Raw genomic sequence first — 23,164 nt, 5'->3', positions numbered from 1 at the left:
GCGCTTCTTTACCCTTAATCTCAGGTCAAACCATGAAAATCATCCTCTCAAGTGCATTAGTGCTCCTGCTTAGCGCCTGTGCCAGCGACTACAGTTTTAATAGCAATTTAGACGGTGAAGCGATTAGTGACTACTTCAAGGCAGGCGATGTTACGCTATTTGAAGGTGATAGTTTGCCTAAAGGCCACTACGAATTGAAAGGCTTAGTGCAAGGAGAATCTTGCCAAGCGGATGTAAATGGCGTGCCAGCATCCTTAAGCGAAGCCAGAACCGAAGCCCGCCGCGCTGCGGCTGATAAAGGTGCTAACGGTATCATCATCAAACAATGCGTGATGATGGAAGAAGCTGCGCAAGGCTGTATCAGCCGCGCGTTATGTGTCGGTCAAGCGATTAAAATGGCCACCGCCGACTAGTTCATCGCGTGTATACTGCACGCCATTCTTGTTGTACTTTACAACCTAAGCCATCTGAGTTTGGGTTGTTGCTCCTTCCTTTAGGTGTTTTTTGCATGACATTTACCAACCAAATTACCGCTGTGGCCACCTGCCGTACCCCCTACAAACAAAATTTGGCATTCCAAGGCAACCTGGTTTGGTGGAAGCACGCGGTTATGTTGAGCTGGAAGGCCATATCAATCATCTCGACGCCGTGCGTGGCATCGAGCAATATTCCCACCTTTGGCTGCTGTTTTGTTTCCATGAAAATCTCGCCCAAGGCTGGAAAACCACAGTTCGCCCACCGCGTTTAGGCGGTAATGAAAAACTCGGTGTATTCGCAACCCGCTCGACTTTTCGCCCAAACGGCATTGGCCAGTCCGTGGTAAAACTCCACCGAGTGGTGCAACGTAAAGGCAAAGTGTGCCTGGAGATTTCAGGCATGGATCTTGTCGATGGCACGCCGATTATCGATATAAAGCCCTATATTCCCTTCTCAGATTCGATTGAAGGTGCCGTCGGCGGTATAGCTCAAGAAGCGCCTAAGCTGATTAGCGTGGTGTTTTCCGAGCTCGCGGCAACGCAGATTAACGCCTATAGCAAACAGGACGCTTATACTGATTTGGCCGAACTTATCCGCGGCGTACTCGGACAAGACCCTCGCCCTGCCTATAAAAAAGCCAAGGATGACCCCAAGTTATATCAAGTGGCTTTGTATGAGTTGGATATCTTTTGGCGGATGGCGGTTGATGAGGATGATCGGGAATATATTCAAGTGCTCGAACTCAAACCGGGGAAATGTGGCTAAATGCAGACGCTAAACACAACCGCATTGCCTGATTATCAGAGCCAACACAAAAAGCGTCTGTCTTGGATGCCCTGGCTGTATTTTTCACTCAAAGAAAAACACTTAGTCTGGGCTAAACCTTGGCAGGATGAAATTCAAACCAACCTTTGCGCCCTCGAAACCGTCACCATTGGTGATAACTGTTTTATCGCCCCCGAGGCACAGTTATTTGCCGAGCCCAATCGCGATATCAAGATAGGTAATCACTGCATGATTGCCGCCGAATGTTTTTTACATGGCCCTATCACCCTTGGTAATGAGGTCGCCATCAATCACGGTTGCTCCTTCGATGGCGGTCGAGTAGGGATTCAAATTGGCTCCCAAACTCGCATTGCTAACCATGTGACAATCTACGCCTTTAATCATGGCATGGCGCCCGATACGCCCATTTATCAACAAGCCTCCCACTCTAAAGGAGTCGTGATAGGTAAAGATGTCTGGATTGGCGCACAGGCCGGGATAGTTGATGGTGTCACCATTGGCGACCATGCGGTGATTGGCATGGGCTGTATTGTCACTAAAGATGTCCCCGCATGGGCTATCGTCGCCGGTAATCCTGCACGGGTGATTGGCGATCGGCGAAATAAGTAAGCAGCGACGAGAATCTAGATATGAGCAATGACGAAGTCGCCCCCTAACGGCGTAGTGCTTATCTTTCTTTATCCGTTATCCAGCATCAAAAATGCTATTTGTCTCCCAGCTAGTTGAATTTAACCTAAATCCATAGGTGACATCATCAAAGCAGGTGATAAAATGGCGCCCATTCAACTCAAATTTGGACATCGGTAATGCGCGTTAGCAAATACCTACTTTCTACTCAAAAAGAAACACCTGCGAATGCAGAAGTCATCAGCCATCAATTAATGCTACGTGCGGGTATGATCCGCCGTAACGCTTCAGGCTTATACAGCTATCTGCCCACGGGCCTGCGTGTATTACGTAAAGTCGAAGCGATTGTTCGTGAAGAAATGAACAAAGCGGGCGCGATTGAAATCCTAATGCCTATGGTGCAACCGGCTGATTTATGGGTAGAAACGGGTCGCTGGGACAAGTTTGGTCCTGAACTACTGCGTTTTAAAGACCGTCATAGCCGTGACTTCGTTCTGGGACCAACCCACGAAGAAGTGATCACCGACTTAATCCGTAAAGAAGTCAGCTCTTACAAACAATTACCGCTGAATCTTTATCAAATTCAAACTAAATTCCGCGACGAAGTTCGCCCACGTTTTGGCGTGATGCGTTCTCGCGAGTTCCTGATGAAAGATGCTTATTCTTTCCATCTTGATGTGGATACCATGAATGAAACCTATGAGGCGATGTATCAAGCCTATAGCAACATTCTGTCGCGTATGGGCTTAGCCTTCCGTCCGGTTTTAGCGGACACGGGGTCTATCGGTGGCAGCATGTCACACGAGTTCCACGTACTGGCGCAAAGCGGTGAAGACTTAATCGCCTACTCTACTGGTAGCGATTATGCCGCTAACATCGAGAAAGCCGAATCGCCAATGCCAACCGAAACGCGCGGCGCGGCGACTGAAGCATTACGTTTAGTCGATACCCCCAATGCGAAAACCATTGCTGAGTTAGTTGAGCAATTCGGTTTAGATATCACTAAAACAGTGAAAACCTTGATTGTTAAGGGTGCGACTGAAGCGGCGCCACTGGTTGCGCTGATTGTACGTGGTGACCACGAGCTAAATGAAATCAAGGCAGATAAATTAGATTTAGTGGCATCACCATTAGAATTTGCCCCAGAAGCCCTGATCCGTGACGCCATTGGCGCAGGTCCAGGCTCATTAGGCCCTGTCGGCCTGAATATGCCGATCATCATCGACCATAGTGTTAGCGTGATGAGCGATTTTGCTGCCGGCGCAAACGTGGATGATAAACACTACTTTGGCATCAACTGGGAGCGCGATCTGCCACTGGCACAAGCGGCCGATATCCGTAACGTGGTTGAAGGCGAGCCAACACCGGATGGTTTAGGTACCTATGCCATGGCTCGTGGTATCGAAGTGGGTCATATCTTCCAACTCGGCACTAACTATTCTAAATCGATGAATGCGACTGTTCTCGATGAGAACGGTAAGTCACAAGTGCTGCTGATGGGTTGTTACGGTGTTGGCGTGAGCCGTATCGTGGCTGCTGCGATTGAGCAAAACTTTGATGACCGTGGCATTGTATGGCCAGAAGCGATTGCACCATTTAGCGTTGGCATTCTGCCAATGAATATGCACAAGTCACACCGCGTGACCGATATCGCCGAGCAGTTATACAAAGACTTAAGCGCAGCGGGTATTGATGTGCTACTGGATGACCGTAAAGAGCGCCCAGGTGTAATGTTCGCCGATATGGAACTGATTGGTATTCCTCACACTGTGGTGATTGGTGATCGCAATATCGACGCTGGCGTATTCGAATACAAAAACCGCCGCACCGGTGAGAAGCAGGACGTGCCTTTCGACCAAATCGTCGATTTCTTAAAGAATCTGCAAGCTTAAGCACTGTCTTTTGGCACTGAATGCACATTGAGCCTGTGTGAGTTAATGGCTTACCATTAACCTCTCAATACAGCAACGCACTTAGGTTTAACTTAAGTGCGTTTTTTATTTCCCGTCTGTTGATGGCAAACATGCTCTCAAGTGCTTGCCTTTGCCTTTTATCATCAAAAAATAAAGAAATGTCATTAAGATAACTGCTCAGACTTGCTTTTTTAGACAAGGCATTGCTTTAATAAAATCATAATAACAAGTCGTTGAGTATTAAGATTGCCAACATCAACAGCATTAGTTCTCGGTGGCGGTGGCGCTCGTGCCGCCTATCAAGTGGGAGTGTTAAAAGCACTGGTCCAGCTTTATCCTCGCAACCATGGCATTCCCTTCAAAATCATATGTGGCACTTCCGCTGGTGCCATTAATGGTACTTCAATCGCCACCCATGCCTCATGTTTTCATTTAGGTGTCAAAAAACTCGAATGGGTATGGCGTCATTTTGAAACTAGAAAAGTGTACAGAGCCACTCTTCCTGGCGTGTTAAAGCACCTCTCAAAAATGGCGCTAAAAGGCTTACAGGACGATAAGGTCAATACAGATGCTGGCAGCCTGCTCGATAATGAACCTTTACGGCACTTATTGAATGAACTTATCGATTTTAAAAGAATTGATCGCAATATCCGCAACGGCGCTTTAACCGCTCTGAGTGTCGATACCTCCTGCTATAACAACTCGCGTTCGGTGACGTTTTTTCAAGCGGCACGGGATATTGAAAACTGGACCCGCGCCAGACGCAGCGGTGAGCGGCGCATGTTAAATACCGAGCACTTGTTAGCAAGCTCAGCCATTCCCATGGTGTTCCCGTCAATTAAACTTAATCAAGCTTATTATGGTGACGGCTCAGTCCACCAGCTCGCGCCGCTTTCAAGTCCAATCCATTTGGGGGCTAATAAGCTATTGGTGATAAACCTAGACAGTCCCCATAAGCATTTTCCGATGGAGCTAGAATATCATCCGAAGACTGCGACCATCGCGGGTCATCTGTTGGATACTATCTTTTCTGATACCTTAAATAGCGATTTAGAACGCCTAGAGCGCATAAATCATACGCTTTCCCTTATTCCAGAAGAAAGCCGTGCGCAACTAGCATTACACCCCATAAAAACCTTAGTGATAAAACCCAGCGAAGATTTAAGTAAAATCGCCGCCCGCTTCTATGACGATATGCCCTGGGCAATTAAAACCTTACTGGGATTTTTTGGTATCGATAGGCAGTCTGACTCCAGTATTGTGTCTTATCTCTTGTTTGAAAAATCCTATACCAGCGCATTGATCGATTTAGGTTATCAAGACGGTATGGCGCACCTTGACGAATTGAAAGCATTTTTCAATTTAGCCTAATGCGATGACTCACAATCAAAAGGCTGAGTAAAATCGAATTGAAGCCCGCATCTTGCCGTGTTATAAATTAAACGATGACATAATTCCTTAACCGAGATATGCGAAACTCATTCAAAATTAAGGATTATTCAGTAGCAGCTAAGCTGTAAATCAGTCTAAAGTCTGAGTGGCGGAATAGATTTAACATTGATCATTTAAGTTGAATCACCTATCATGCTGTACTAGATTAGCTAAAAATTAGGTTAATTTTTTCTAAAAGGGAATCACGATGAAAAAAACTTCATTAGCACTTATCGCTGCTATTTCAATGTTAGGTTCAGTTGCGGCTAATGCAAATAACACTGGTACAGCTACTGGTGGTACAGGTGTTGGTGGCGCTACTGGTGCTATCGTTGCTGGTGGTATTGCAGCCGGTGCAGTTGTAACTGGTGTTTTAGTTGCTGCAAATGGCTCAGATGGCAACCCAATCACCACCACAAATACAAATACCACCACTAACTCTAACTAATTGATTGGTTAGTGTGTGTAAATAACCGCCTTTTGGCGGTTGTTTTTTTTGGGGCATTTAAACGTCTAAAGCAAAATAGCGAAAGCTTGAAATCACGACATCATATATTTACATTGGTTACCTACTATTATTGAGAATAAGCAACTCGGATGCGTATATATAAAAGAATTTTCCCCATTATTGCCATTTCGGCAGTTATCGTAGGGCTATCGGGCTGTAGTCAACGAATTAGCGCATTAAACGATACCGCAAAACTCGCCTTTTTTGGGAGTGACGATGTGGTTCTCTCCCCTGAGCAAGTATCGGCTAATCCTTATGCCAGCATCTATGTAAAACTTGAAGATACGGCTCAGGCATTTGTGGTTTTAGCCTTTGCAGAGCCTAAAATCAGCCTATCTTCAGTAAAAAACTCGCCCGAAGCACTCGAACTTAAGTGGTTATCTGCAGATAAAGGCATGTTGATTACGGTTAACGGCCGTTTAGTCAAAACCCATAATCTGCTTGCAGGTAACTTAAGTGCTGTTGAAAGTAATGAGCCAGATCCACTGTTATTAGGATTGCATTTAAGCAATACCCCAAAAACCTGGACTCGAACGATCGATTGGCAACCTGGTTATCATTATGGCTACCGAGCAACATCAGAATTTAAATTGATTGGTGACGAAAATATTCTAATCAATGGCACTCCCACACAAGCTTTGCATTTTAGTGAAAACGTCTCTGTGGATGCACTCAATATCCAATATCAAAATGAGTTTTGGCTAGATCCACAAACAGGCAACGTTATTAAAAGCCATCAGAAAATTGCGCCCAATCTGCCGTTTATTGATATCACCTTACTGAAGCCTTTTGCTGCTTAGTGGAGCCATAATGAGATCTTACATCACCCCGTTGGCACTGCTAGTAGGTTCACTGTTTTTACCCGCTGTAGAAGCCAATACCCAACTTGCTGTCAGTACCACTGCGTCTAACACGCCGCAGCTACAAATTACTTATCCCTCAGCCATTCGAGTTGGACAAGCAGTTCAGGATGGGTTAACCCAGCTTCCTCTTTATAATCAGCCAACAAAAAATGAGGCTGTGGCAATTTATTGGCTAGGTGCGTCACTTTTAGATATAAAAAATACTGCAGCATTAGAGGCCACTCGTCAGCAAGTATTGCAACAATTGGCTACGATGGGTGAGCAAATCGATAATGGTAACTACATTGCAAAACTGAGCAAGCTTGCTCAGTTTTTACGCACCATCAAACTTGGTCAACGGATTAATCAACCATTAGATCTCGATTTAATCCGTATCACCGATGCTTATAATCCAGTTATAGATGGTGATTTTTTACTGGTATTACCCCCTCGCCCTACTACGGTCACTGTCGTTGGAGCGGTCGCGCAAACCGGTGAACAACCATGGCAATCGCGGGCCAGCAGTAAAGATTACCTAAAGCATGCGGGTTTACTCAATAACGCCGAAAATAGCTTTGTATGGATTATTCAACCCGATGGTAATGCAATAAAACAGCCTATCGCCTATTGGAATTATCAAGCTCAGGATATCGCCCCAGGTGCGATTCTCTTTGTTGAGTTTTCAGAGCTGTTTGCTGACCATGCAAAATTAAATAACAACATTATTGAATTACTCAAGAATCGGGCTCTGTAATGAAAAAGTCGACTCCCACTTTGCATACGTTCGGGCGTTTATCTGCGCTGTCATTAGCACTGCTACCTTTATTACATGTTAGCGCCGATGAATTTTCTTATCCGACACTATTGCCTTCACAATCAGATTTTGGTGGCGTTGGTTTAATGCAAATGCCTACAGGCCGTATGGCGCCTGAAGGTGAATTTAACTTTAAAACCACTTATAACGATGATTATCAGCACTTTAGTGCTTCAGTAGCGCTATTTCCGTGGTTTGAAACCACCATTCGCTACACCCTAGTACAAGACCTACTTTACAGTAACGACCCAAGCTTTAGCGGTAATACTAAATACACAGATAAAGGCATCGATTTTAAGGTTCGCTTACTGGAAGAAAGTAATTGGTTGCCCGAAACCTCTATTGGGGTGCGAGACTTTGGCGGCACTGGCTTATTTGATGGTGAGTTTATCGCCGCAACGAAACGAGTCGGCCCATTGGATTTTACCCTCGGCATTGGCTGGGGCTATATTGGCAATAGCGGTAATCTCACCTCAGATAAAAAAGATCTTAATTACAACTGCGACAGAGATACCTCCTATGGTGGTAAAGGTGGAACCGTAGATTACCAACGTTGGTTTAAAGGCTGTGCAGCCCTCTTTGGCGGCGTTGAATATCAAACCCCATGGGAGCCTCTTCGCTTAAAAGTGGAGTACGACGGTAACGACTATCAATCAGATTTTCCCGTCGTACGTGGCAACATTCCAATGCCTCAGGACAGTAAATTTAACTATGGACTACTCTATCGGTTTGGCGATTGGGGCGATCTGCATTTAAGTTATGAGCGCGGTAATACTTGGACGCTTGGCTTTAGTCTACAAACTAATTTTAATACCTTATCGCAGATTAAAACCGATCCTGCTGCCGCTAAATATAAGCCGCTTCCGGCTGCGCCATTAACCCTTACGCAAACAGAATCCTCCGCACCGATAAACACACCAACAGTCGAACAAGCGACTGTGGGTGCTAATACTTCCGTGAATCACGATTCGAAAGTGCAAAGTGCTGAAGTAGTCAATCTAGAACCAGTAAACACGCCTAATCAGACGATGGCGGAAAGCCAAGTGGATTGGAACAAGGTCGCTCAAGACTTACAAACCATCGCAGGTTATGCTAACGCCAGAATTTATCTGGATAAAGACAGCATCACCGTCGTAGGTGAACAAACCAAATTCCGCGATAGAAATGAAGCACATCAACGAGCGGCCACCATTCTTGCCAACAATACAGACGTAACTCGTATTAAAGAGTACCGATTAATAGAAACTCGTTATAGCCAACCGATAACAGAAACCCGTATCGATGCACAGAAATTTGCTCAAGTAGCAAACTATAGCTATCTCAATGCCAAAGTCACCGATGCCAGTGTTGTCAGTGTTGTCAGCTTACCGCAGGGACAACTGGTCAATACTACTGATAAGGATTGGCTAGATAAGTTTAGCTTTGATGTGTCGCCCACCATGTCCCAATCCTTTGGCAGTTCAGAAGGATTTTATATGTTTAGTATTGGCATGACGGGTAGTGCAAGTTACCGCTTTACCGATAATTTTGAGTTTTCTAGCTCCCTTTATCTCAACCTATACGATAACTTTGATAAATTTTTATATGATGTACCGCCCGATGGTACTGACTTAAAACGGGTTCGCACCCTTGTTCGCCAGTATATTCATGATAATCCGGTTAGAGTGAATAACCTGCAACTGACTTGGATGGATAATTTAACCGATAATATTTCTTACCAAGCCTATGGTGGCTATTTAGAAATGATGTATGGCGGCGTGGGTGGCGAGGTTCTTTACCGTCCTCTAAACAGCCAATGGGCTTTTGGTGTTGATGTGAATTACGTTAAGCAACGCGACCCCGATAGCATGCTCGGCTTCTTTGCGGAAGAAAATCAATTTGACCCGCTCATTAACCGCTTCTATCGAGTACAAACGGGCAGTGTAACTGGGCATGCTTCAGTCTATTACCAACCCGATTGGTTCCCCAATACCTTGCTCAGGATAAGTGCTGGCCAATATCTAGCCGAAGATAAAGGTGTGACCATAGATTTCTCGAAACAATTCGATAGTGGTGTGATTGTGGGCGCCTTTGCGACTAAAACCAACCTGTCGGCAGATGAATATGGTGAGGGTAGCTTTACTAAAGGCTTCTACGTGTCAGTACCATTTGATTTAATGACGATTAAATCAACCCATAGTCGGGCGACAATCAGTTGGATGCCTCTTACTCGCGATGGTGGCCAAACATTAGGGCGCAAGTACAGCCTTTATGACGTAATGGATGCAAGAGATCCTTGGTTCACTCGTCCCAGCACTGAAAATAAGCCTGTAAAATAACTGAAACCGCCGTTAGCGTTTAGACGCTAACGGCGGCATTGGCATCTCTTGCGGAAAGAATGGGTGTGTTGTTTAACAGTGGCCACTCAATCGTAAACTCGGCACTATTCCAAGCAAGTACATATTCATCATCCGGCGCATAATAATCGCTACAACGATACAACACATCAGCATACTCACTTAACACATAAAACCCGTGGGCAAAACCTGGGGGGATCCACATTTGCAAATGGTTATCCGCAGAAAGAATCCTGCCAACCCATTTGCCATAGGTCGCGGATTGTGGCCGAATATCGACGGCAACATCAAAAATACTGCCAGCACACACTCGGACTAATTTGCCCTGCGGATATTGTTGCTGGTAATGCAATCCACGCAATACATGCTGCTGCGAGCGACTATAGTTATCTTGCACTAACGCTGGCGCTTCAAATCCGCGACTCAGCAAGCACTCAGTAAAATACGCTTGCCGAAAGGTTTCCATAAAAAAGCCACGCTCATCGCCAAATACCTTAGGTTCAAAGACTAGTACTTCAGCCAGCTCTGTTTCAACGCACTTCATTAAACACCTGTTTATTTAATAAGCCTAAAAGATACTCACCGTAGCCACTTTTAAGTAAAGGTTGGGCTAAGGCAGCTAGCTGCGAGGCATTAATCCAGCCACAATGGAATGCCACTTCCTCAGGGCAATTCACTTTCAAGCCCTGTCGTTTCTCAATAGCGGCAATAAATTGGGTCGCTTCAGCCATCGCATCGGGCGTGCCTGTATCCAGCCAAGCGGTCCCCCGCCCCATGATTTCAACCTGCAACTCCCCAAGCAGCAGATACTGATTGATCACATCCACAATTTCTAGCTCACCTCGCGCAGAGGGAGCAACCGTTTTAGCCAGTTGACTGGCTCTATGATCAAAGAAATATAAACCGGGAATGGCATAGGAAGACCGGGCTGCGCTCGGTTTCTCTTCGATGGAAATGGCTTTACCATTAGCATCAAACTCAACGACGCCATAAGCATTAGGATTCGCCACATGATAGCCAAATACGGTGGCGCCAACGGCTAACTGGGTCGCCTTTTGTAAGTTGGTGTTAAGTTGCTGACCATAAAATAAGTTATCGCCAAGAATTAACGCACAGGAGTGGCCAGCAAGAAAGGGTTCAGCGATGATAAGGGCCTCAGCTAATCCCCTTGGTGAAGGCTGTACAGCATATTCAAGCTGGATCCCCCAACGCTGACCATTACCCAGTAATGCCTTAAAAAGTGGCAAATCATTAGGAGTACAAATAATCAAAATGTCTCTAATGCCCGTCTGCATCAGAGTCACCAATGGGTAATAGATCATTGGCTTATCGTAGATAGGCAATAATTGCTTACACACAACCTGCGTCATTGGATAAAGGCGAGAGCCTGTACCACCCGCCAATAGAATGCCTTTTCTCATTGATATATCGAGGATTAGTGGATTGAATTAAGGCGCAGATTGTAGCATACAACTGCAAACTAAGCGCAGCCAATGGCTTACGAGAAAAGGCTGAACATTGCTATGCGACTTCTAGGCTTATAGGTTCTAGGTTCTAGATTCCGCTTTATTTCTCAGGAAGTTGTATGTCGACTTTTACGCCTTGGTTAGGCGAAGATGTCAGAATAATACTGCCATGGAGCTTTTGGGTAACCAAATTGTAGATAATTGACATTCCTAAGCCTGTGCCGCCATCTTTGCGAGCGGTGGTAAAAAAAGGCTCAAAGGCTTTCATCTTGACCTCATCAGTCATGCCGACACCATTATCTTGATAACTCATGCAAACGTTCGAGCCTTGCTGTTCAACTCGGATAGTAATTTGTTTATCACCAGCAAAATTGTCAGGAAACCCATGCCGAAAGCTATTGGCAACTAGATTGGTAAAAATTTGCGCTATTGCCCCAGGGTAAGACTCGATAAAAATTTGGTCATCAAGGTCAACGGTTAAGGTGATATTCTTCTTACGCATTAATGGCCTTAATGAGCTAAAAATCTGGAAAAGATAAGCCTTTAAATTAAATCGCTCACGTTCAAGTACCGACTGATCCGCCGCGGTCCGCTTAAAGTTGTGGACTAACTCCGCTGCTCGCGCCAAATTTCGCTCTATCAGTCCCAAACCATCTTGCATCGTATTGATAAAGTTTAAAAACTTATCTTCGTCGAGTTCATTTTGCTCAAATGTACTTTTTAGCAATGCGACCTCATCTAAACAATGAGTTACTGAGGTAACAGCAATCCCCAAAGGCGTATTGACCTCATGGGCAACCCCTGCCACTAAACTCCCTAAAGCCGCCATTTTCTCATTTTCAATCAAATGATGTTGTGTTGAACGTAAATCCGCCAATGCGGTTTCCAATTCTTGAGTTCTTAATTCAACTTGCGCTTCCAAATCCGCATTAATGGCTTTTAATTGCTGCTGATAATCTAAAATTTCCCTTGCACTCATTGCCCGACCAAATAAATCGGCCAAAGCAGAAGCAAAGGCTTTTTCATCGCGGGTCCATTCTCTTGGCTCACCTTGATGTTCAGAACAAATAATGCCCACCATCTTACCGCGATGACGGATAGGGCTATCTAATATGGAGGTAATACCATTAGGCACTAAGTAAACCTTTACAAACTCATGGGTTGCTCTATCGGTTTGAGCCTGATTAGCCACTATCGCTCTTTCATTATCTAATAAACTGAAATAATAAGGATAATCAGCACGCGTTAAGACAAAAGCTTCTTGTCTTTGCATATTATCGAGCAGGTAAAAGCAGTGCATACTTTGATGATCTTCAGTCCATAACCAAATACTGGCACGGCTGATGTTTAAGCCTTGGCACACTGAAGCAACAATGAGTTGCGATGCCTCAGCTAAATCGCCACCATCAATAATTGAAGAGCGACTCACGTCAAATAAAATCCTATCTAACATCCGCGTCATAATGATGGAGTTCTCCGCGTGGCTTCACCAGACATTGAAATCTGACAATAGCTTCTGTGGCCAATGCTTATGCAAGAGTCTTAAGTACTAACCTTAAAGTGATAGTCTTTAGTATAGATTCTATCTGCAAACTCACTAGGTAGATTACTCTACAGAATAGCATTTCAGCTCTTCTAGCTCTCCCAGCTCAACTGCGATCGCGCCATATTATCGGATTTAACACTATAGCAATGAAGCCGTAAGCGCCGCTGAAATTAAGCTCCCAAATGCCATATCGAGCATAGCCTTAATGCCTTTAATATGACCCCATACCATAGTAAATAAGTTTGGTGCCATCGTAGATGGCGGTTATCATCCCTAATATCAATAAATCAGAGGCTTGAGATGAATATGCAACGTCCACTCTTTACTATCGCCTTAGTCGCAATCATGGCAACCGCTTGCAGCGATCCGCAACATGCAACAGATAAAAACTCCACAGCCAATACAGAAACTCAAAAGACCATCCCCCTTGGCGATACCAGCCAAAATGCACTCGATTGGCCAGGCATGTATGAAGGTGTTTTACCCTGTGCGAGTTGCGAAGGTATTCAAACCACGCTAACGCTACTGGCAGATAACAGCTTTGAATTAAAAAGTATTTATTTGGGCAAAGATGAGAGCATCTTCAAGGTGGCAGGAAAATTTGACTGGGATGGCAAGGGCTCAAAAATTACTTTATCCGATGGCAGTAAATACCTCGTCGGTGAAAACCAGCTATTTATGCTAGATAACGAAGGCAACCGGATCAGCGGCGAACTGGCTGAGCACTATATATTGAAAAAGAAAGGGATGTAAAAAAGAGCATTGCAGCGTGACAGTGAGAAGTTGAGTGCTCCGCCCAGCTAGAACGCTACGGCTCTAGACTCTAGACTCTAAACTCTAAACTCTAAAGCAAGCTTGTCAGCGTTCTAGATTCTCACATCGGGGTTACTCAAAATGAAAAGAGTTACTAAGACATGAACCCAGATATCCAAATTATTCGCTATCAAGACTGTGAATCGAGTTTATGGAAAAACGGCGGCGGTAGTACTAAACAACTGTTAATATCGCCAAAGGATGCTGACCTAACTAACTTTGATTATAGGATCAGCATTGCCACCATTTCGAGCAACGGCCCCTTCTCACCATTTCCTGGCATCGATAGACAGTTGTGTATCTTGGAAGGCGAAGGCATAAAGCTGATGATGTCTAACAATGCGGCTAAATCAAGCGAGTTAGTACTCCGCCCAAACCAACCTGCATTTTGTTTTAGCGGCGAAACTCAGATTGAAAGCCAACTCTTAGATAAACAAATTATCGACTTTAATGTGATGATCAAACGCGGCAAGTATAGCGCGCATATTGAACGGCTGGAGTTGAATGGCTCGTTAAACCTTACGTCCTATGAAACCAGCCATGACGATAAGGTTTATCAAACAAAAAAACTGTACAACAACGAGTTGCAACAATGGCTACTTTGCCTTGAACCGATGCGCTTAGTTTATCAAGATCAAATGATCCAACTTAAGCGTTACGACATGGTGCAATACCCACAAGTCCAAAATTCAACAGCACAATCGCCAGAAATACGGCTCTTAGAAGTAATAACTCCCGAAGCAAACCGTTCAAACAAAGTACTATCAACAATTAAGCAAACCAAAGCAGATAACCAGCATCCACTAAACCATACACAAAGCCAGGTGCTGCGCATCGTTATAGAATGCATAAAAGGATCTAGGTTCTAGAGCCACGAAGTGGCGTTCTAGAAGCCGTAGGCCGTCCTAGCAGTTGCGAAGCAACGCCCTAGATTCTAGACATGATGTTGGAGGATGAACTTGCGCACGCACTAAGCACTCGCTTAAAGATGTTGCTGGTTAATAATCCACTCCACCGTCTTTCTGAGACCTGACTCAAAAGACTCTTGCGCTCTCCAACCTAATTCACGTTGAATTTTACTGGCATCAATAGCATAGCGTACATCATGGCCAGGCCGGTCAACGACATACTGAATTAAATCAGCAAACCCCGCACTACCCATTGCAAGAGATTGCGGATGAGTAGGCACTAACTCCTCTAATAAGGCGCAAATTTGCCGCACAACCGTCAAATTAGTTTGCTCACAGGAACCACCAATATTATAGGTTTGCCCAAGCTCCCCCTGAGTCGCAACTAAATAGAGCGCCTTAACGTGATCATCCACATACAACCAATCACGCACTTGCTGACCATTACCATAAATTGGCAACGGTTTACCCTGTAACGCATTGGTGACCATTAGGGGAATGAGCTTTTCAGGGTATTGAAAAGGGCCATAGTTATTGGAGCAGTTGGTCATCACTATCGGTAAAGCATAAGTTCGATGCCAAGCACGAACCAAATGATCCGCTGAAGCTTTACTTGCTGAATAAGGCGAGCTCGGATCATAAGCTGAGGTTTCACTAAACAATCCAGTTTCGGTCAGTGAACCAAAAACCTCATCGGTAGAAACATGATGAAATCTAAATAACCCTTTTCGCGTATCCGCTAATTGCTGCCAATATCGGCGCGAAGCTTCTAACAACGTATAGGTGCCCACAATGTTGGTTTGGATAAATGCAGCGGGTCCTTCAATTGAGCGATCAACATGACTTTCAGCCGCTAAATGCATTACCATATCGGGCTGATGAGCCTGAAAGACTTGCTCTAATGTCGCTGCATCACAAATATCCGCCTGTATGAAATGATAGCGCTCACTCTCGGCAATAGCTGCTAAAGCCTCAGGATGACTGGCATAGGTTAACTTATCGACATTGGTCACGACACACGTCGTTTGCTCAATCAGCATTCGCACTAATGCCGATCCAATAAACCCTGCACCACCGGTAATGAGTATTCGCATATCGCCTATCCCAAAGTAAAAGGTTAGAAAAATAAAAGGCCCGAAAGTATACAACTTTACCAGCAGAGCGACGTGACCTTTTTAAGTATGAGGAGCAAGAGAAATACAAGCTGTGCAGGGCGAAGCGAACACTGAGGCGAATGCGCACAATAATTAACGATAAACATCACGCTTAGATAACCCTAATTCAGGCATTGTTCTGAAGCAGGTCTGGGCTAGTACATTTACGTTAGTCGATAATTCACCTTTCACAACGGGGTATCAGTTGTTAATGGTTCACACTCTTGCGACATATATCCGGCATCTGTTGCGCCCTAATGAGATCCAAATTGACATCTTATCCTCCTTGGCATCCACATGACCTCGAAGGCCACTTACACCGAAAATTTTATAGTCTCGCTTAAGCATACCCTTCCCGTTAGCAAAACTGCTTGGCTATGAACAATAGAAATAGACAAACGACATTACTTGTCATTTTCGTGAGTACACTATGTTCATTAATGAGAATGAACGATGAAAACTGTACATGATGAAAATATTTTTGGATGATGAACGACTCGCACCTACTGGCTGGCTACAAGTTCGATGGCCAGATGAGGTTATCTCCTATTTAGCCAAAGGCATGGTAACCGATATTAGTCTAGATCATGATTTAGGAGATGATGCTAGAGGTACTGGCTACGATGTGCTGCTTTGGATTGAGCAAGCTATTGTTGATACAGGCTTTAAGCCTCCGAAAATTAATGTACATACGAGTAATCCTGCAGCAAGAATAAGAATGCTTGCTGCAGTAGAACAGATCAACCGCTTAGCTGAAATGAAATCACAATGACTGCACCTACAGTTGCACCTTTACTTTTATTGTCCGGCGATCCATTTCATCTGCTTGGCCAACTTTCAGCCTTTCATAGTCTGAAGCTAATTTGTCGGCTCAAACAAATCCTACCAACTCACGTTGGTCGAACTGTCTCGAGTCATGCTGGCATCCCCGTGTTCGCAGCAGATTTTGAATTGCGGATCATCGCAGAGGCATATAATTGCTTTGAGAATTTTGATGTTGAAATCTATTTGACGTTTCAGAGAGATCGCGATGCTTGGATGCATTATCAACAGAAGGCTAACGAAATGATTAAGTTAGGCCATTCGGTGTTAGTAACGGCTGAAGTCTATAGCCACATTGACGGCTCGATATGTTTGTATGATCCACTACTCACACCAACCGATATGCCTTTTATTCAATAGGACTGACAATGAAACTGCTCCATGTTTCCGATCTGCATTTCAACCAAGTTCAAATGCTATGGGTTACCGACAATGCATCCGAAGCTGACGTTGTTTGTCTAACAGGTGACTTCATTGATAGTCGATACAACTGCCCTACACCAATCGATGAGCAAGTGGCCGTTATCTCATGCTGGTTAAAACAGTTCAATCGTCCTATTTTTGTATGCTCGGGCAATCATGACCAATTAGGTGATGAACTCAATTCAACCTGGTTAAGGGAAATTGAGGGGATCTACGCAGATCAGGCTATAGCCTCAATCAATGGGGTGATATTCGGCAGCGCGTCATATGGTACATCTGACTTCACACCATTTTCTCGATGCAATGTACTGCTTCACCACGAGCCGCCTTCAGGGCTTAGTGTCGCGAAGCAATCGGGGAGAGATTTTGGCTCAAGGGACCTAACAACGGCAATTAAATCAGGCACCTTGTCTCTTGCATGGTTACTGACAGGTCACGTTCATCAACCAGAGAAATGCGCCTCCAAATTTCGCGGGTGCAGCATTTCAAATCCTGGAGCCAACAGTAAGAGTGAAGTCCCTAATCATCATTGGATCCGTATTTAAGCGTGCCTCAATGCTCAGAAGTACGTACAAAACTGTTCCATTAAAAAACAATATATAACTCCACATTGCGATTAAAAATCATGACATCTTAGGAGAAGTTATTTTGAGTAAACCAGAGATTGACCCAAACCATATTGTCGTTTTTACTGGAGCAGGAATATCAGCGGATCAGCTAGCGACATTTACTGATGATAATGGACTGTGGTTGAAGTATCGGGTTGAAGAGGTTTCTTCTGCTCAGGCCTTAAAAGCGTACCCAGAAAAAGTTATCGATTTCTATAATTTCCGCAAACAGGAAGTGTTGTCAGCACACCCTAATCCAGCACACATTGCCATTGCCGAACTTGAAAAAAAATACCGGGTTAGTGTTGTAACCAGTAATGTGGATAATCTTCACGAACGAGCAGGCTCAACTCAGGTTTATCACGTTCACGGAAGTCTATTTGAGGCTCGGCATTTAGAGAGTGATGTTTCATTTAGCATCGGCGATAGGCTTTATTCGCTCGAGAATAATGAAAGGCCTCACGTCGTTTTATTTGGGGAGCAGGTTCCTAATCTTTATGAAGTAAAAAAACTATTTAAAACAGCATCTAAGGTTTTGATTGTTGGCACTTCCCTTACCGTAAAGCCTGTATGTAATCTTCCAAAATATGCACGCGGAAGAGCAGAAAAAATTCTAGTCTCTAAACATGTCAACAAACGACCTTATGGTTTTGAGTTCATCCCCTTAGATGCAATTATTGCTGTACCGCTGATAGTAAAACGCTGGCTTAATCAACATTAATGGCGACCAACTCGCTCCCCACCTACTTTAGCCAACATTGTTTCCACGATATCACTTGATGACCATTGGAAAGAAATGATGGATTTTTCGATTTTGAAAAATCCATGTGGCATCCCCTTGGAAATACCGTAATCATCCAGCATGGATGCAAAGACCCTATCCAACGCGATTTTTGATTCAAATGGCACATTCTCATCACCATCAACCAAACGCCACTTTTGGTAACTTGCATTTGAATAAGGAGGCTCTTGGCTACACGTACCAATAAAAATATATCCATTCATACTGGCAAGTGTTGGACAGATATCCAGTATCTCTTTGATAACACACGTTACCGATTTCATATCTGGCTCCGATTGGGGGTTCATTGATACTACTTAGAGATACGACATCTAACGGCTAAAACAATTCTAGAACCATGAATGACATTATATGACTCTGGTCAATATATCATAGCCGTTAGTCATGAATAATAGCGAAATTCCCTTCTAGGTTATGGTGTTACATGCAAGAAAATGATCCCGCAAACGAGCGCCGTCGCAAACGTGCAATTTTTAGAAATTTGTTTATGTTGGATAACCTTCCCACTTTCCCTGCTCGTGGTATGACCTTGTCCGAAATTCATACTTTACTGGAAGATGAAGGATTTGAACTGTCAACGAGGACAATTCAACGAGACCTTAAAATGCTTTCTGAATGGGCAAACCTAGGATATGAGGACGATGACCTAGGATATCGACGCTGGTTCAGAGATTTAAAAAAGCGAAATGTGCTCGATATTCTTCCCACGTCAGAAGCATTCATGCTGGTACTGTCGGAGCAGTTACTGCGGAGAGTATTACCGCTACATCAAAGTGACAAACTTGAAGCATGGTTAAATCAGGCCAATGTAACGCTATCCTCAAAACACCTCTATGCGAACTGGATGAAAAAAGTTCGGGTTGTCTCGGACAATTATCCCATCATCTACGATGAGCAGCACATTGACGAGCAATACCGAAAAATCATCTATGAGAGTGTACTTAATGAGAAAGTCATCTCTATTGGCTATCAGTCGAGTGAGGTGAGTGACATAAAATATTACACTCTTAATCCATTAGGTTTAATTATTAGGGAGCAAAGCCATTACCTTGTAGCCACTAAGGAAGAGTCACCAGAGGTGCCTCAGCTATTCCTTTTCCACAAAATAATATCTGTCCAAAAGGAGTATTTGGGTATTACTAAACCCAAATCTTTCACTCTTGATGAGTATTACGCCAAAAACCCAACAGGCTGGCTCTTAGAGGACACATTAACCACAGTAGAGCTAAAAGTTAAACATTACGCTCTGGATGTTGTTAAACACAATAAGCTTTCCATAGACCAACAGCTTGAACAGATAGATGAAACATGGTGGAAGGTGACTTTTACTTGTTACCCAACATACGATCTCATCGGTTGGATCCTTAAATTTGGTCAAGATGTCGTGTGTTTATCTCCTACTTCACTAAAACAATTTGTAGTCAAACGATTACGAGCCACTATTGAAAACTACGAGTAAGCATTATGGATAAAATAGTTAAATTAACCACATACATTTCATTGAATAACTTTAAAAATAAAAATCAGACTTTTATCTTTGATTGATTTTATATTTACACTTATTAAATCCGTTCTTAAAAAGGCATTTATGTAGAACGGTAATAACATCATGCATCATTTGCTCTATATAAGGAAAAAATTTTGAATCAACATAATTGCTTTTGGGACACTTCCTATGATACTGAAATTGAAAAATTAGGAACAATTAACAGACTTCCATGGGTAGGCAATGCTTACCGCGAACAGGAGATGAAGATACTTATTCTTGGTGAAAGTGTATACGATTGGAATCCGAAAGAGCCTGGACATATAGAAAAAATAAATAGCCCACTTAATCTTAGAATTCTTCATAAAAATCACGCTTTAGATTTCAAGCGTAACTCAAAATTTGTAAGGAATATTGAGAGAGCAATTTATGATAAAAGAAAGCCAACAGATGAAGAAAAAAATCATTTTGGAATTCTGTATCTTATCACAATCTTGTAACTCGAGTTTTAAAAAGTAAAAAGCATAGACCATCATATACTGATTATTACTCTGGATGGTGCGAATTCAATAAGTTAATTGATTTACTTGATGTAAATGAAGTTATTGTGTACGGATTAGAAAAAGAAAAAATCAAGTCTTTAATTGATTTTTCTGAACGAAACAACTTTACCCTTGAAATTGTAAAATTACCAGAGAAGGTGGGAAGATCTTACCCAAGAAGAATCATGATAAAAAAAGGAATAAAGGAAATTAAACTACTGTTTATTCGGCATCCAAGCTCATACTTCAGCTGGAAGAAATGGTCTCCAATCATAGCCCAGGAAATACATTACAAAAAGACTATATAGTGAGTAATTACTTTATTATCATGCTAAAACTACAATCACTGCGTTACAGTGCTGTAGTGTTAAAGGGTAAGGTGAAATAATGCAAACAGATAGAATAGCAGAAATCATTTATGAAACGGCAATATCGGAAGATAAAGAACTTTCACTTATTGCTAATCAAGGGATATTTCATATGCCAGAGTTGGCATTTGCTTATCAATGCGGCAAAGCAATTTTAAAAGAAGCTCATACAATCTTTGATGGTTTAAATGTTACTTGGATTAGAGAGGAAAATCTTGGTAATGGTGGCCCTACAGATCTTGTATTCAAACTGGAGAATGGAGACACCTTAGCAATAGAGTTCAAACTCAGGGATACAACAACTTCATACGAAAAGGACATAATTAAACTCTGTAAAATTACAAAACCAAATACATTAAAGATATTTTGCGCATTAATTGATGTTTTCGATTCAAAATTACCTGATGATGGGAGACAACGTTATATTGAGTCGTTGACTGGGTATAGGGTAATACCATTATTGAAAAAATCCTTTAGTACAAAACAAAATTGGTATAAATCTGATACATCCTGTGTCGTAGGAGTATGGTCCGTTTCTTTGTTGACATACTTCACCTCAATAAGCGATTTTACTCACTTAGCGAGATGTCCAAAAGTAGCGGATCAGAACAGTGAGCCTCCGTTGACAGAAGTAGCCAGTCGGCGCTCATCAAAGAGCTTTACCTAATAGCGTTAACAGGTTTCGCTCAACCCAAAAAGACTACAGGCGAACTTGATGGTAATGGAATGGTTTTGCCCCTTTTGCACTAACTCACGTCGGCGCGATGGCTTCACCACTTTTTTCGATAGTATCTTTGAGAATATCGGCTCTAAGACGTTCCAGCAAAAATAGCAGAAATAAATAAAATCATTTTAATATCATTAACTTAAAAACATTCACCAATCCAGATCAGATTGACTAAATAACTGTTCCAAATAGTAGATCACTATTTTCAGGGGATTCGGTTCGGTGTACGCATCGTAAGTTGAGTCTTATCACTTAAGGCATTGGCGCCAGATTACACAAATGTTTTGAAAAACATCGGTTCCGGCTAGATGTAGCAGTATTGGGATCAGTAATGTAGTGAATTTTACTGATGGATGCCAACACAAATTAGGAACAGTTAAATTAGCTATATTTAATTTATTTTTTATATTTTTATGCAAAATCTAAATTTAAACTATACTTAAAATTAATGTTCCACTGTTACACAGAGCTGTATATGAATTATTATATCTCTAATTATTTTTATAAATACCTTAAATTTCAGTACTACAATAAAAAGAAAAGATTCATATTACCTTATTACTTAATGTTTCTTTGCTTTATATCTTTCGATATTACCTCTACTCCTAATAAAATAATCAGAATTGCATCCCTTGATTACCCACCATTTATTTACCATGAGAACGGAAAAAATAAAGGCGTTCTTTTTGATATTATAACAGAGGCTTTTAGAAGGTTAGACTATATCGCGATTATAGATATTTACCCAGTAAAAAGAGGACTTGAGGATGTAAAATCTGGACATGTAGATGCATACTTTTCGTTAAAGAAAACACCAGAAAGAACAAAATATCTATTATTCTCAAACACTCCAATTATCTATCAGAAATTCGTTATTTTCACATTAAATGATAGTGATGTTTATTTTGATGGAAAAATAGAGACTCTAGGCCAGTTTAAAATTGGGATTCAATGCAATACGTCGTATGGAGCATCTATAGACAATGCAATAAATTTAGGAATATTAAACAAAATTGATTGCGGTCAAAATTCCGAGCAAAACATAAAGAAATTAATAGCTAAAAGAGTTGACCTGGTAATTAACAGTAGAGATGTTGGCCTTGCCACATTGAAAAAAATTGATGCAGATAACGTAGTGAAGCTAATAATGCCGGAAATTGACACAATAGGCAGTTATATTGCTTTTACTAAAGTAAGGGATTATACAGATCTATCTGATAAATTTGATAATGTTTTTAATGGTATGATTATTGATGGCACTATTGAAAGAATTAAGGAAAAATATGGAAGTAACATCGAACTAGGATATTAATTTATACTATTAAAGCTGCGCGTGAAGGGCTTTGTTTCCTAAATCAGTTGAACTAAAACCATAGCTGGTTATCTGATCGGCATAGCCTATCAACTCACCCATCAATCGTGTCAAAACCTCGCTATAAAACAACTAACTGGAAGCAATACAATCAAGCCTTAATCAATCGTGGCTCACTTACCTTCTGGATTGATGAGGACGCTATCGCCCAGTGGAAAGCTAAGGCTGAGCAACCAAGGAAAGGTCACCCACACGTATTTAGCGACTTAACCATTACCACCGCACTTATGGTTAAACGTGTTTTCTCTATGCCACTGCGAGCGTTACAAGGCTTTATCAACTCGGTGTTTAAACTGGCTGATATTCCGCTTTCGTGCCCACATTACACTTGTATCAGCAAACGAGTGAAAGCCGTCAAGATTGCTTTTAAAACCAAGACGCGTGGCACCATTT

Annotated in this window: 24 protein-coding genes and 2 pseudogenes; 20 read left to right on the top strand and 6 right to left on the bottom strand. The window is 42.6% G+C overall.

Annotated elements, in window-relative coordinates:
• The first annotated feature begins 32 nt into the window (after window positions 1–32).
• From rcsF to SHEWPOL2_RS11245, 9 genes and pseudogenes are all read left to right on the top strand, one after another.
• Window positions 33–413 carry an Rcs stress response system protein RcsF gene (gene rcsF / locus SHEWPOL2_RS11285; protein WP_037420516.1) on the top strand — a complete coding sequence of 127 codons (381 nt, stop codon included), beginning with the start codon at window positions 33–35 and terminating at the stop codon, window positions 411–413.
• A 95-nt stretch (window positions 414–508) separates the two neighbouring features.
• A pseudogene (gene tsaA / locus SHEWPOL2_RS11280) lies at window positions 509–1,242 on the top strand (tRNA (N6-threonylcarbamoyladenosine(37)-N6)-methyltransferase TrmO).
• Entirely contained in the window at window positions 1,243–1,872 is a 630-nt protein-coding gene (locus SHEWPOL2_RS11275; RefSeq protein WP_011716467.1) for an acyltransferase, read from the top strand.
• Between the two features lie 197 nt (window positions 1,873–2,069).
• Window positions 2,070–3,782, top strand: a complete 1,713-nt coding sequence (locus tag SHEWPOL2_RS11270; protein WP_037428285.1) for a proline--tRNA ligase — start codon at window positions 2,070–2,072, stop codon at window positions 3,780–3,782.
• A 267-nt stretch (window positions 3,783–4,049) separates the two neighbouring features.
• Window positions 4,050–5,174 (top strand): patatin-like phospholipase family protein, encoded by a 1,125-nt coding sequence (locus SHEWPOL2_RS11265; RefSeq protein WP_037428284.1) that lies wholly within the window; start codon window positions 4,050–4,052, stop codon window positions 5,172–5,174.
• Window positions 5,175–5,442: 268 nt separating this feature from the next.
• Complete coding sequence (locus SHEWPOL2_RS11260) at window positions 5,443–5,682, top strand: hypothetical protein (RefSeq protein ID WP_037428283.1); 240 nt, start codon at window positions 5,443–5,445, stop codon at window positions 5,680–5,682.
• 149 nt (window positions 5,683–5,831) lie between these two features.
• On the top strand, window positions 5,832–6,542 hold the full coding sequence (locus SHEWPOL2_RS11255; RefSeq protein WP_037428282.1) for a YjbF family lipoprotein: 711 nt from the start codon (window positions 5,832–5,834) through the stop codon (window positions 6,540–6,542).
• A gap of 10 nt (window positions 6,543–6,552) precedes the next feature.
• Window positions 6,553–7,338, top strand: coding sequence for a capsule biosynthesis GfcC family protein (locus SHEWPOL2_RS11250; protein ID WP_037428281.1), 786 nt, complete (start codon window positions 6,553–6,555; stop codon window positions 7,336–7,338).
• On the top strand, window positions 7,338–9,716 hold the full coding sequence (locus SHEWPOL2_RS11245; RefSeq protein WP_037428280.1) for a YjbH domain-containing protein: 2,379 nt from the start codon (window positions 7,338–7,340) through the stop codon (window positions 9,714–9,716). Before SHEWPOL2_RS11250 ends, SHEWPOL2_RS11245 begins: the two co-directional genes overlap by 1 nt.
• Window positions 9,717–9,735: 19 nt before the next feature.
• Here SHEWPOL2_RS11245 and rfbC read toward each other — a convergent pair whose 3' ends face one another.
• The 3 genes from rfbC to SHEWPOL2_RS11230 all read right to left on the bottom strand — a co-directional run bounded on the left by rfbC (window position 9,736) and on the right by SHEWPOL2_RS11230 (window position 12,662).
• Entirely contained in the window at window positions 9,736–10,278 is a 543-nt protein-coding gene (gene rfbC / locus SHEWPOL2_RS11240; protein ID WP_037428279.1) for a dTDP-4-dehydrorhamnose 3,5-epimerase, read from the bottom strand.
• Window positions 10,265–11,155 carry a glucose-1-phosphate thymidylyltransferase RfbA gene (gene rfbA, locus SHEWPOL2_RS11235; protein WP_037428277.1) on the bottom strand — a complete coding sequence of 297 codons (891 nt, stop codon included), beginning with the start codon at window positions 11,153–11,155 and terminating at the stop codon, window positions 10,265–10,267. The genes rfbC and rfbA overlap by 14 nt, the downstream gene beginning before the upstream one ends.
• A 145-nt stretch (window positions 11,156–11,300) precedes the next feature.
• Window positions 11,301–12,662 (bottom strand): GAF domain-containing sensor histidine kinase, encoded by a 1,362-nt coding sequence (locus tag SHEWPOL2_RS11230; protein ID WP_037428275.1) that lies wholly within the window; start codon window positions 12,660–12,662, stop codon window positions 11,301–11,303.
• 390 nt (window positions 12,663–13,052) lie between these two features.
• Here SHEWPOL2_RS11230 and SHEWPOL2_RS11225 point away from each other — a divergent pair, with 390 nt between their 5' ends.
• Entirely contained in the window at window positions 13,053–13,499 is a 447-nt protein-coding gene (locus SHEWPOL2_RS11225; protein WP_037428313.1) for a copper resistance protein NlpE, read from the top strand.
• Between the two features lie 161 nt (window positions 13,500–13,660).
• Window positions 13,661–14,428, top strand: coding sequence for a HutD family protein (locus SHEWPOL2_RS11220; RefSeq protein ID WP_037428273.1), 768 nt, complete (start codon window positions 13,661–13,663; stop codon window positions 14,426–14,428).
• Between the two features lie 113 nt (window positions 14,429–14,541).
• Here the strand turns inward: SHEWPOL2_RS11220 and rfbB are convergent, their stop codons facing one another.
• Window positions 14,542–15,561: a dTDP-glucose 4,6-dehydratase gene (gene rfbB / locus SHEWPOL2_RS11215; RefSeq protein WP_037428271.1), complete on the bottom strand. Its 1,020-nt coding sequence runs from the start codon at window positions 15,559–15,561 to the stop codon at window positions 14,542–14,544.
• Between the two features lie 526 nt (window positions 15,562–16,087).
• On the opposite strand from rfbB, the gene SHEWPOL2_RS11210 reads away from it, so the two are divergent.
• The 4 genes from SHEWPOL2_RS11210 to SHEWPOL2_RS11195 all read left to right on the top strand — a co-directional run bounded on the left by SHEWPOL2_RS11210 (window position 16,088) and on the right by SHEWPOL2_RS11195 (window position 18,195).
• Window positions 16,088–16,393: a cyclic-phosphate processing receiver domain-containing protein gene (locus tag SHEWPOL2_RS11210; RefSeq protein ID WP_197278408.1), complete on the top strand. Its 306-nt coding sequence runs from the start codon at window positions 16,088–16,090 to the stop codon at window positions 16,391–16,393.
• Complete coding sequence (locus tag SHEWPOL2_RS11205) at window positions 16,390–16,803, top strand: hypothetical protein (protein ID WP_037428268.1); 414 nt, start codon at window positions 16,390–16,392, stop codon at window positions 16,801–16,803. The genes SHEWPOL2_RS11210 and SHEWPOL2_RS11205 overlap by 4 nt, the downstream gene beginning before the upstream one ends.
• Before the next feature lie 8 nt (window positions 16,804–16,811).
• Window positions 16,812–17,411: a metallophosphoesterase gene (locus SHEWPOL2_RS11200; RefSeq protein ID WP_037428265.1), complete on the top strand. Its 600-nt coding sequence runs from the start codon at window positions 16,812–16,814 to the stop codon at window positions 17,409–17,411.
• A gap of 103 nt (window positions 17,412–17,514) precedes the next feature.
• Window positions 17,515–18,195, top strand: coding sequence for a Sir2 family NAD-dependent protein deacetylase (locus tag SHEWPOL2_RS11195; RefSeq protein WP_037428263.1), 681 nt, complete (start codon window positions 17,515–17,517; stop codon window positions 18,193–18,195).
• Here SHEWPOL2_RS11195 and SHEWPOL2_RS11190 read toward each other — a convergent pair.
• Complete coding sequence (locus SHEWPOL2_RS11190) at window positions 18,192–18,539, bottom strand: hypothetical protein (RefSeq protein ID WP_037428262.1); 348 nt, start codon at window positions 18,537–18,539, stop codon at window positions 18,192–18,194. The genes SHEWPOL2_RS11195 and SHEWPOL2_RS11190 overlap by 4 nt on opposite strands.
• Before the next feature lie 161 nt (window positions 18,540–18,700).
• Here SHEWPOL2_RS11190 and SHEWPOL2_RS11185 point away from each other — a divergent pair, with 161 nt between their 5' ends.
• The 3 genes from SHEWPOL2_RS11185 (at window position 18,701) to SHEWPOL2_RS11170 (ending at window position 21,339) form a co-directional block, all read left to right on the top strand.
• The gene (locus SHEWPOL2_RS11185) at window positions 18,701–19,735 is read left to right on the top strand and encodes a WYL domain-containing protein (protein ID WP_037428260.1); all 1,035 of its coding nucleotides are present in this window, start codon (window positions 18,701–18,703) and stop codon (window positions 19,733–19,735) included.
• 182 nt (window positions 19,736–19,917) lie between these two features.
• Entirely contained in the window at window positions 19,918–20,262 is a 345-nt protein-coding gene (locus SHEWPOL2_RS11180) for a hypothetical protein (RefSeq protein ID WP_037428258.1), read from the top strand.
• Between the two features lie 429 nt (window positions 20,263–20,691).
• Window positions 20,692–21,339 (top strand): hypothetical protein, encoded by a 648-nt coding sequence (locus SHEWPOL2_RS11170; protein WP_037428256.1) that lies wholly within the window; start codon window positions 20,692–20,694, stop codon window positions 21,337–21,339.
• An 8-nt stretch (window positions 21,340–21,347) separates the two neighbouring features.
• Here SHEWPOL2_RS11170 and SHEWPOL2_RS23185 read toward each other — a convergent pair.
• Window positions 21,348–21,504 (bottom strand): annotated as a pseudogene (locus SHEWPOL2_RS23185) (IS3 family transposase); the annotation flags it as partial.
• 370 nt (window positions 21,505–21,874) lie between these two features.
• On the opposite strand from SHEWPOL2_RS23185, the gene SHEWPOL2_RS11165 reads away from it, so the two are divergent.
• Window positions 21,875–22,711 carry a transporter substrate-binding domain-containing protein gene (locus SHEWPOL2_RS11165; protein ID WP_037428255.1) on the top strand — a complete coding sequence of 279 codons (837 nt, stop codon included), beginning with the start codon at window positions 21,875–21,877 and terminating at the stop codon, window positions 22,709–22,711.
• A gap of 107 nt (window positions 22,712–22,818) precedes the next feature.
• On the top strand, window positions 22,819–23,164 hold a 346-nt coding region (locus SHEWPOL2_RS11160; RefSeq protein ID WP_037428254.1), incomplete at its 3' end, for an IS5/IS1182 family transposase.

This window comes from Shewanella sp. POL2, assembly GCF_000282755.1.
Taxonomy (GTDB): Bacteria; Pseudomonadota; Gammaproteobacteria; order Enterobacterales; family Shewanellaceae; genus Shewanella; species Shewanella xiamenensis.
This window is presented reverse-complemented; position numbering and strand designations above follow the sequence as displayed.

Excerpts from the sequence above, each read along its gene's own strand:
- SHEWPOL2_RS11185 (WP_037428260.1), top strand. The coding sequence starts at position 18,701 with ATGCAAGAAAATGATCCCGCAAACGAGCGCCGTCGCAAACGTGCAATT.
- SHEWPOL2_RS11220 (WP_037428273.1), top strand. The coding sequence starts at position 13,661 with ATGAACCCAGATATCCAAATTATTCGCTATCAAGACTGTGAATCGAGT.
- SHEWPOL2_RS11190 (WP_037428262.1), bottom strand. The coding sequence starts at position 18,539 with ATGAAATCGGTAACGTGTGTTATCAAAGAGATACTGGATATCTGTCCA.
- SHEWPOL2_RS11270 (WP_037428285.1), top strand. The coding sequence starts at position 2,070 with ATGCGCGTTAGCAAATACCTACTTTCTACTCAAAAAGAAACACCTGCG.
- rfbC (WP_037428279.1), bottom strand. The coding sequence starts at position 10,278 with ATGAAGTGCGTTGAAACAGAGCTGGCTGAAGTACTAGTCTTTGAACCT.
- rfbB (WP_037428271.1), bottom strand. The coding sequence starts at position 15,561 with ATGCGAATACTCATTACCGGTGGTGCAGGGTTTATTGGATCGGCATTA.
- rfbA (WP_037428277.1), bottom strand. The coding sequence starts at position 11,155 with ATGAGAAAAGGCATTCTATTGGCGGGTGGTACAGGCTCTCGCCTTTAT.
- SHEWPOL2_RS11230 (WP_037428275.1), bottom strand. The coding sequence starts at position 12,662 with ATGACGCGGATGTTAGATAGGATTTTATTTGACGTGAGTCGCTCTTCA.
- SHEWPOL2_RS11275 (WP_011716467.1), top strand. The coding sequence starts at position 1,243 with ATGCAGACGCTAAACACAACCGCATTGCCTGATTATCAGAGCCAACAC.
- SHEWPOL2_RS11170 (WP_037428256.1), top strand. The coding sequence starts at position 20,692 with ATGCAAACAGATAGAATAGCAGAAATCATTTATGAAACGGCAATATCG.
- SHEWPOL2_RS11260 (WP_037428283.1), top strand. The coding sequence starts at position 5,443 with ATGAAAAAAACTTCATTAGCACTTATCGCTGCTATTTCAATGTTAGGT.
- SHEWPOL2_RS11205 (WP_037428268.1), top strand. The coding sequence starts at position 16,390 with ATGACTGCACCTACAGTTGCACCTTTACTTTTATTGTCCGGCGATCCA.
- SHEWPOL2_RS11255 (WP_037428282.1), top strand. The coding sequence starts at position 5,832 with ATGCGTATATATAAAAGAATTTTCCCCATTATTGCCATTTCGGCAGTT.
- SHEWPOL2_RS11245 (WP_037428280.1), top strand. The coding sequence starts at position 7,338 with ATGAAAAAGTCGACTCCCACTTTGCATACGTTCGGGCGTTTATCTGCG.
- SHEWPOL2_RS11250 (WP_037428281.1), top strand. The coding sequence starts at position 6,553 with ATGAGATCTTACATCACCCCGTTGGCACTGCTAGTAGGTTCACTGTTT.
- SHEWPOL2_RS11225 (WP_037428313.1), top strand. The coding sequence starts at position 13,053 with ATGCAACGTCCACTCTTTACTATCGCCTTAGTCGCAATCATGGCAACC.
- SHEWPOL2_RS11165 (WP_037428255.1), top strand. The coding sequence starts at position 21,875 with ATGAATTATTATATCTCTAATTATTTTTATAAATACCTTAAATTTCAG.
- rcsF (WP_037420516.1), top strand. The coding sequence starts at position 33 with ATGAAAATCATCCTCTCAAGTGCATTAGTGCTCCTGCTTAGCGCCTGT.
- SHEWPOL2_RS11210 (WP_197278408.1), top strand. The coding sequence starts at position 16,088 with ATGATGAAAATATTTTTGGATGATGAACGACTCGCACCTACTGGCTGG.
- SHEWPOL2_RS11200 (WP_037428265.1), top strand. The coding sequence starts at position 16,812 with ATGAAACTGCTCCATGTTTCCGATCTGCATTTCAACCAAGTTCAAATG.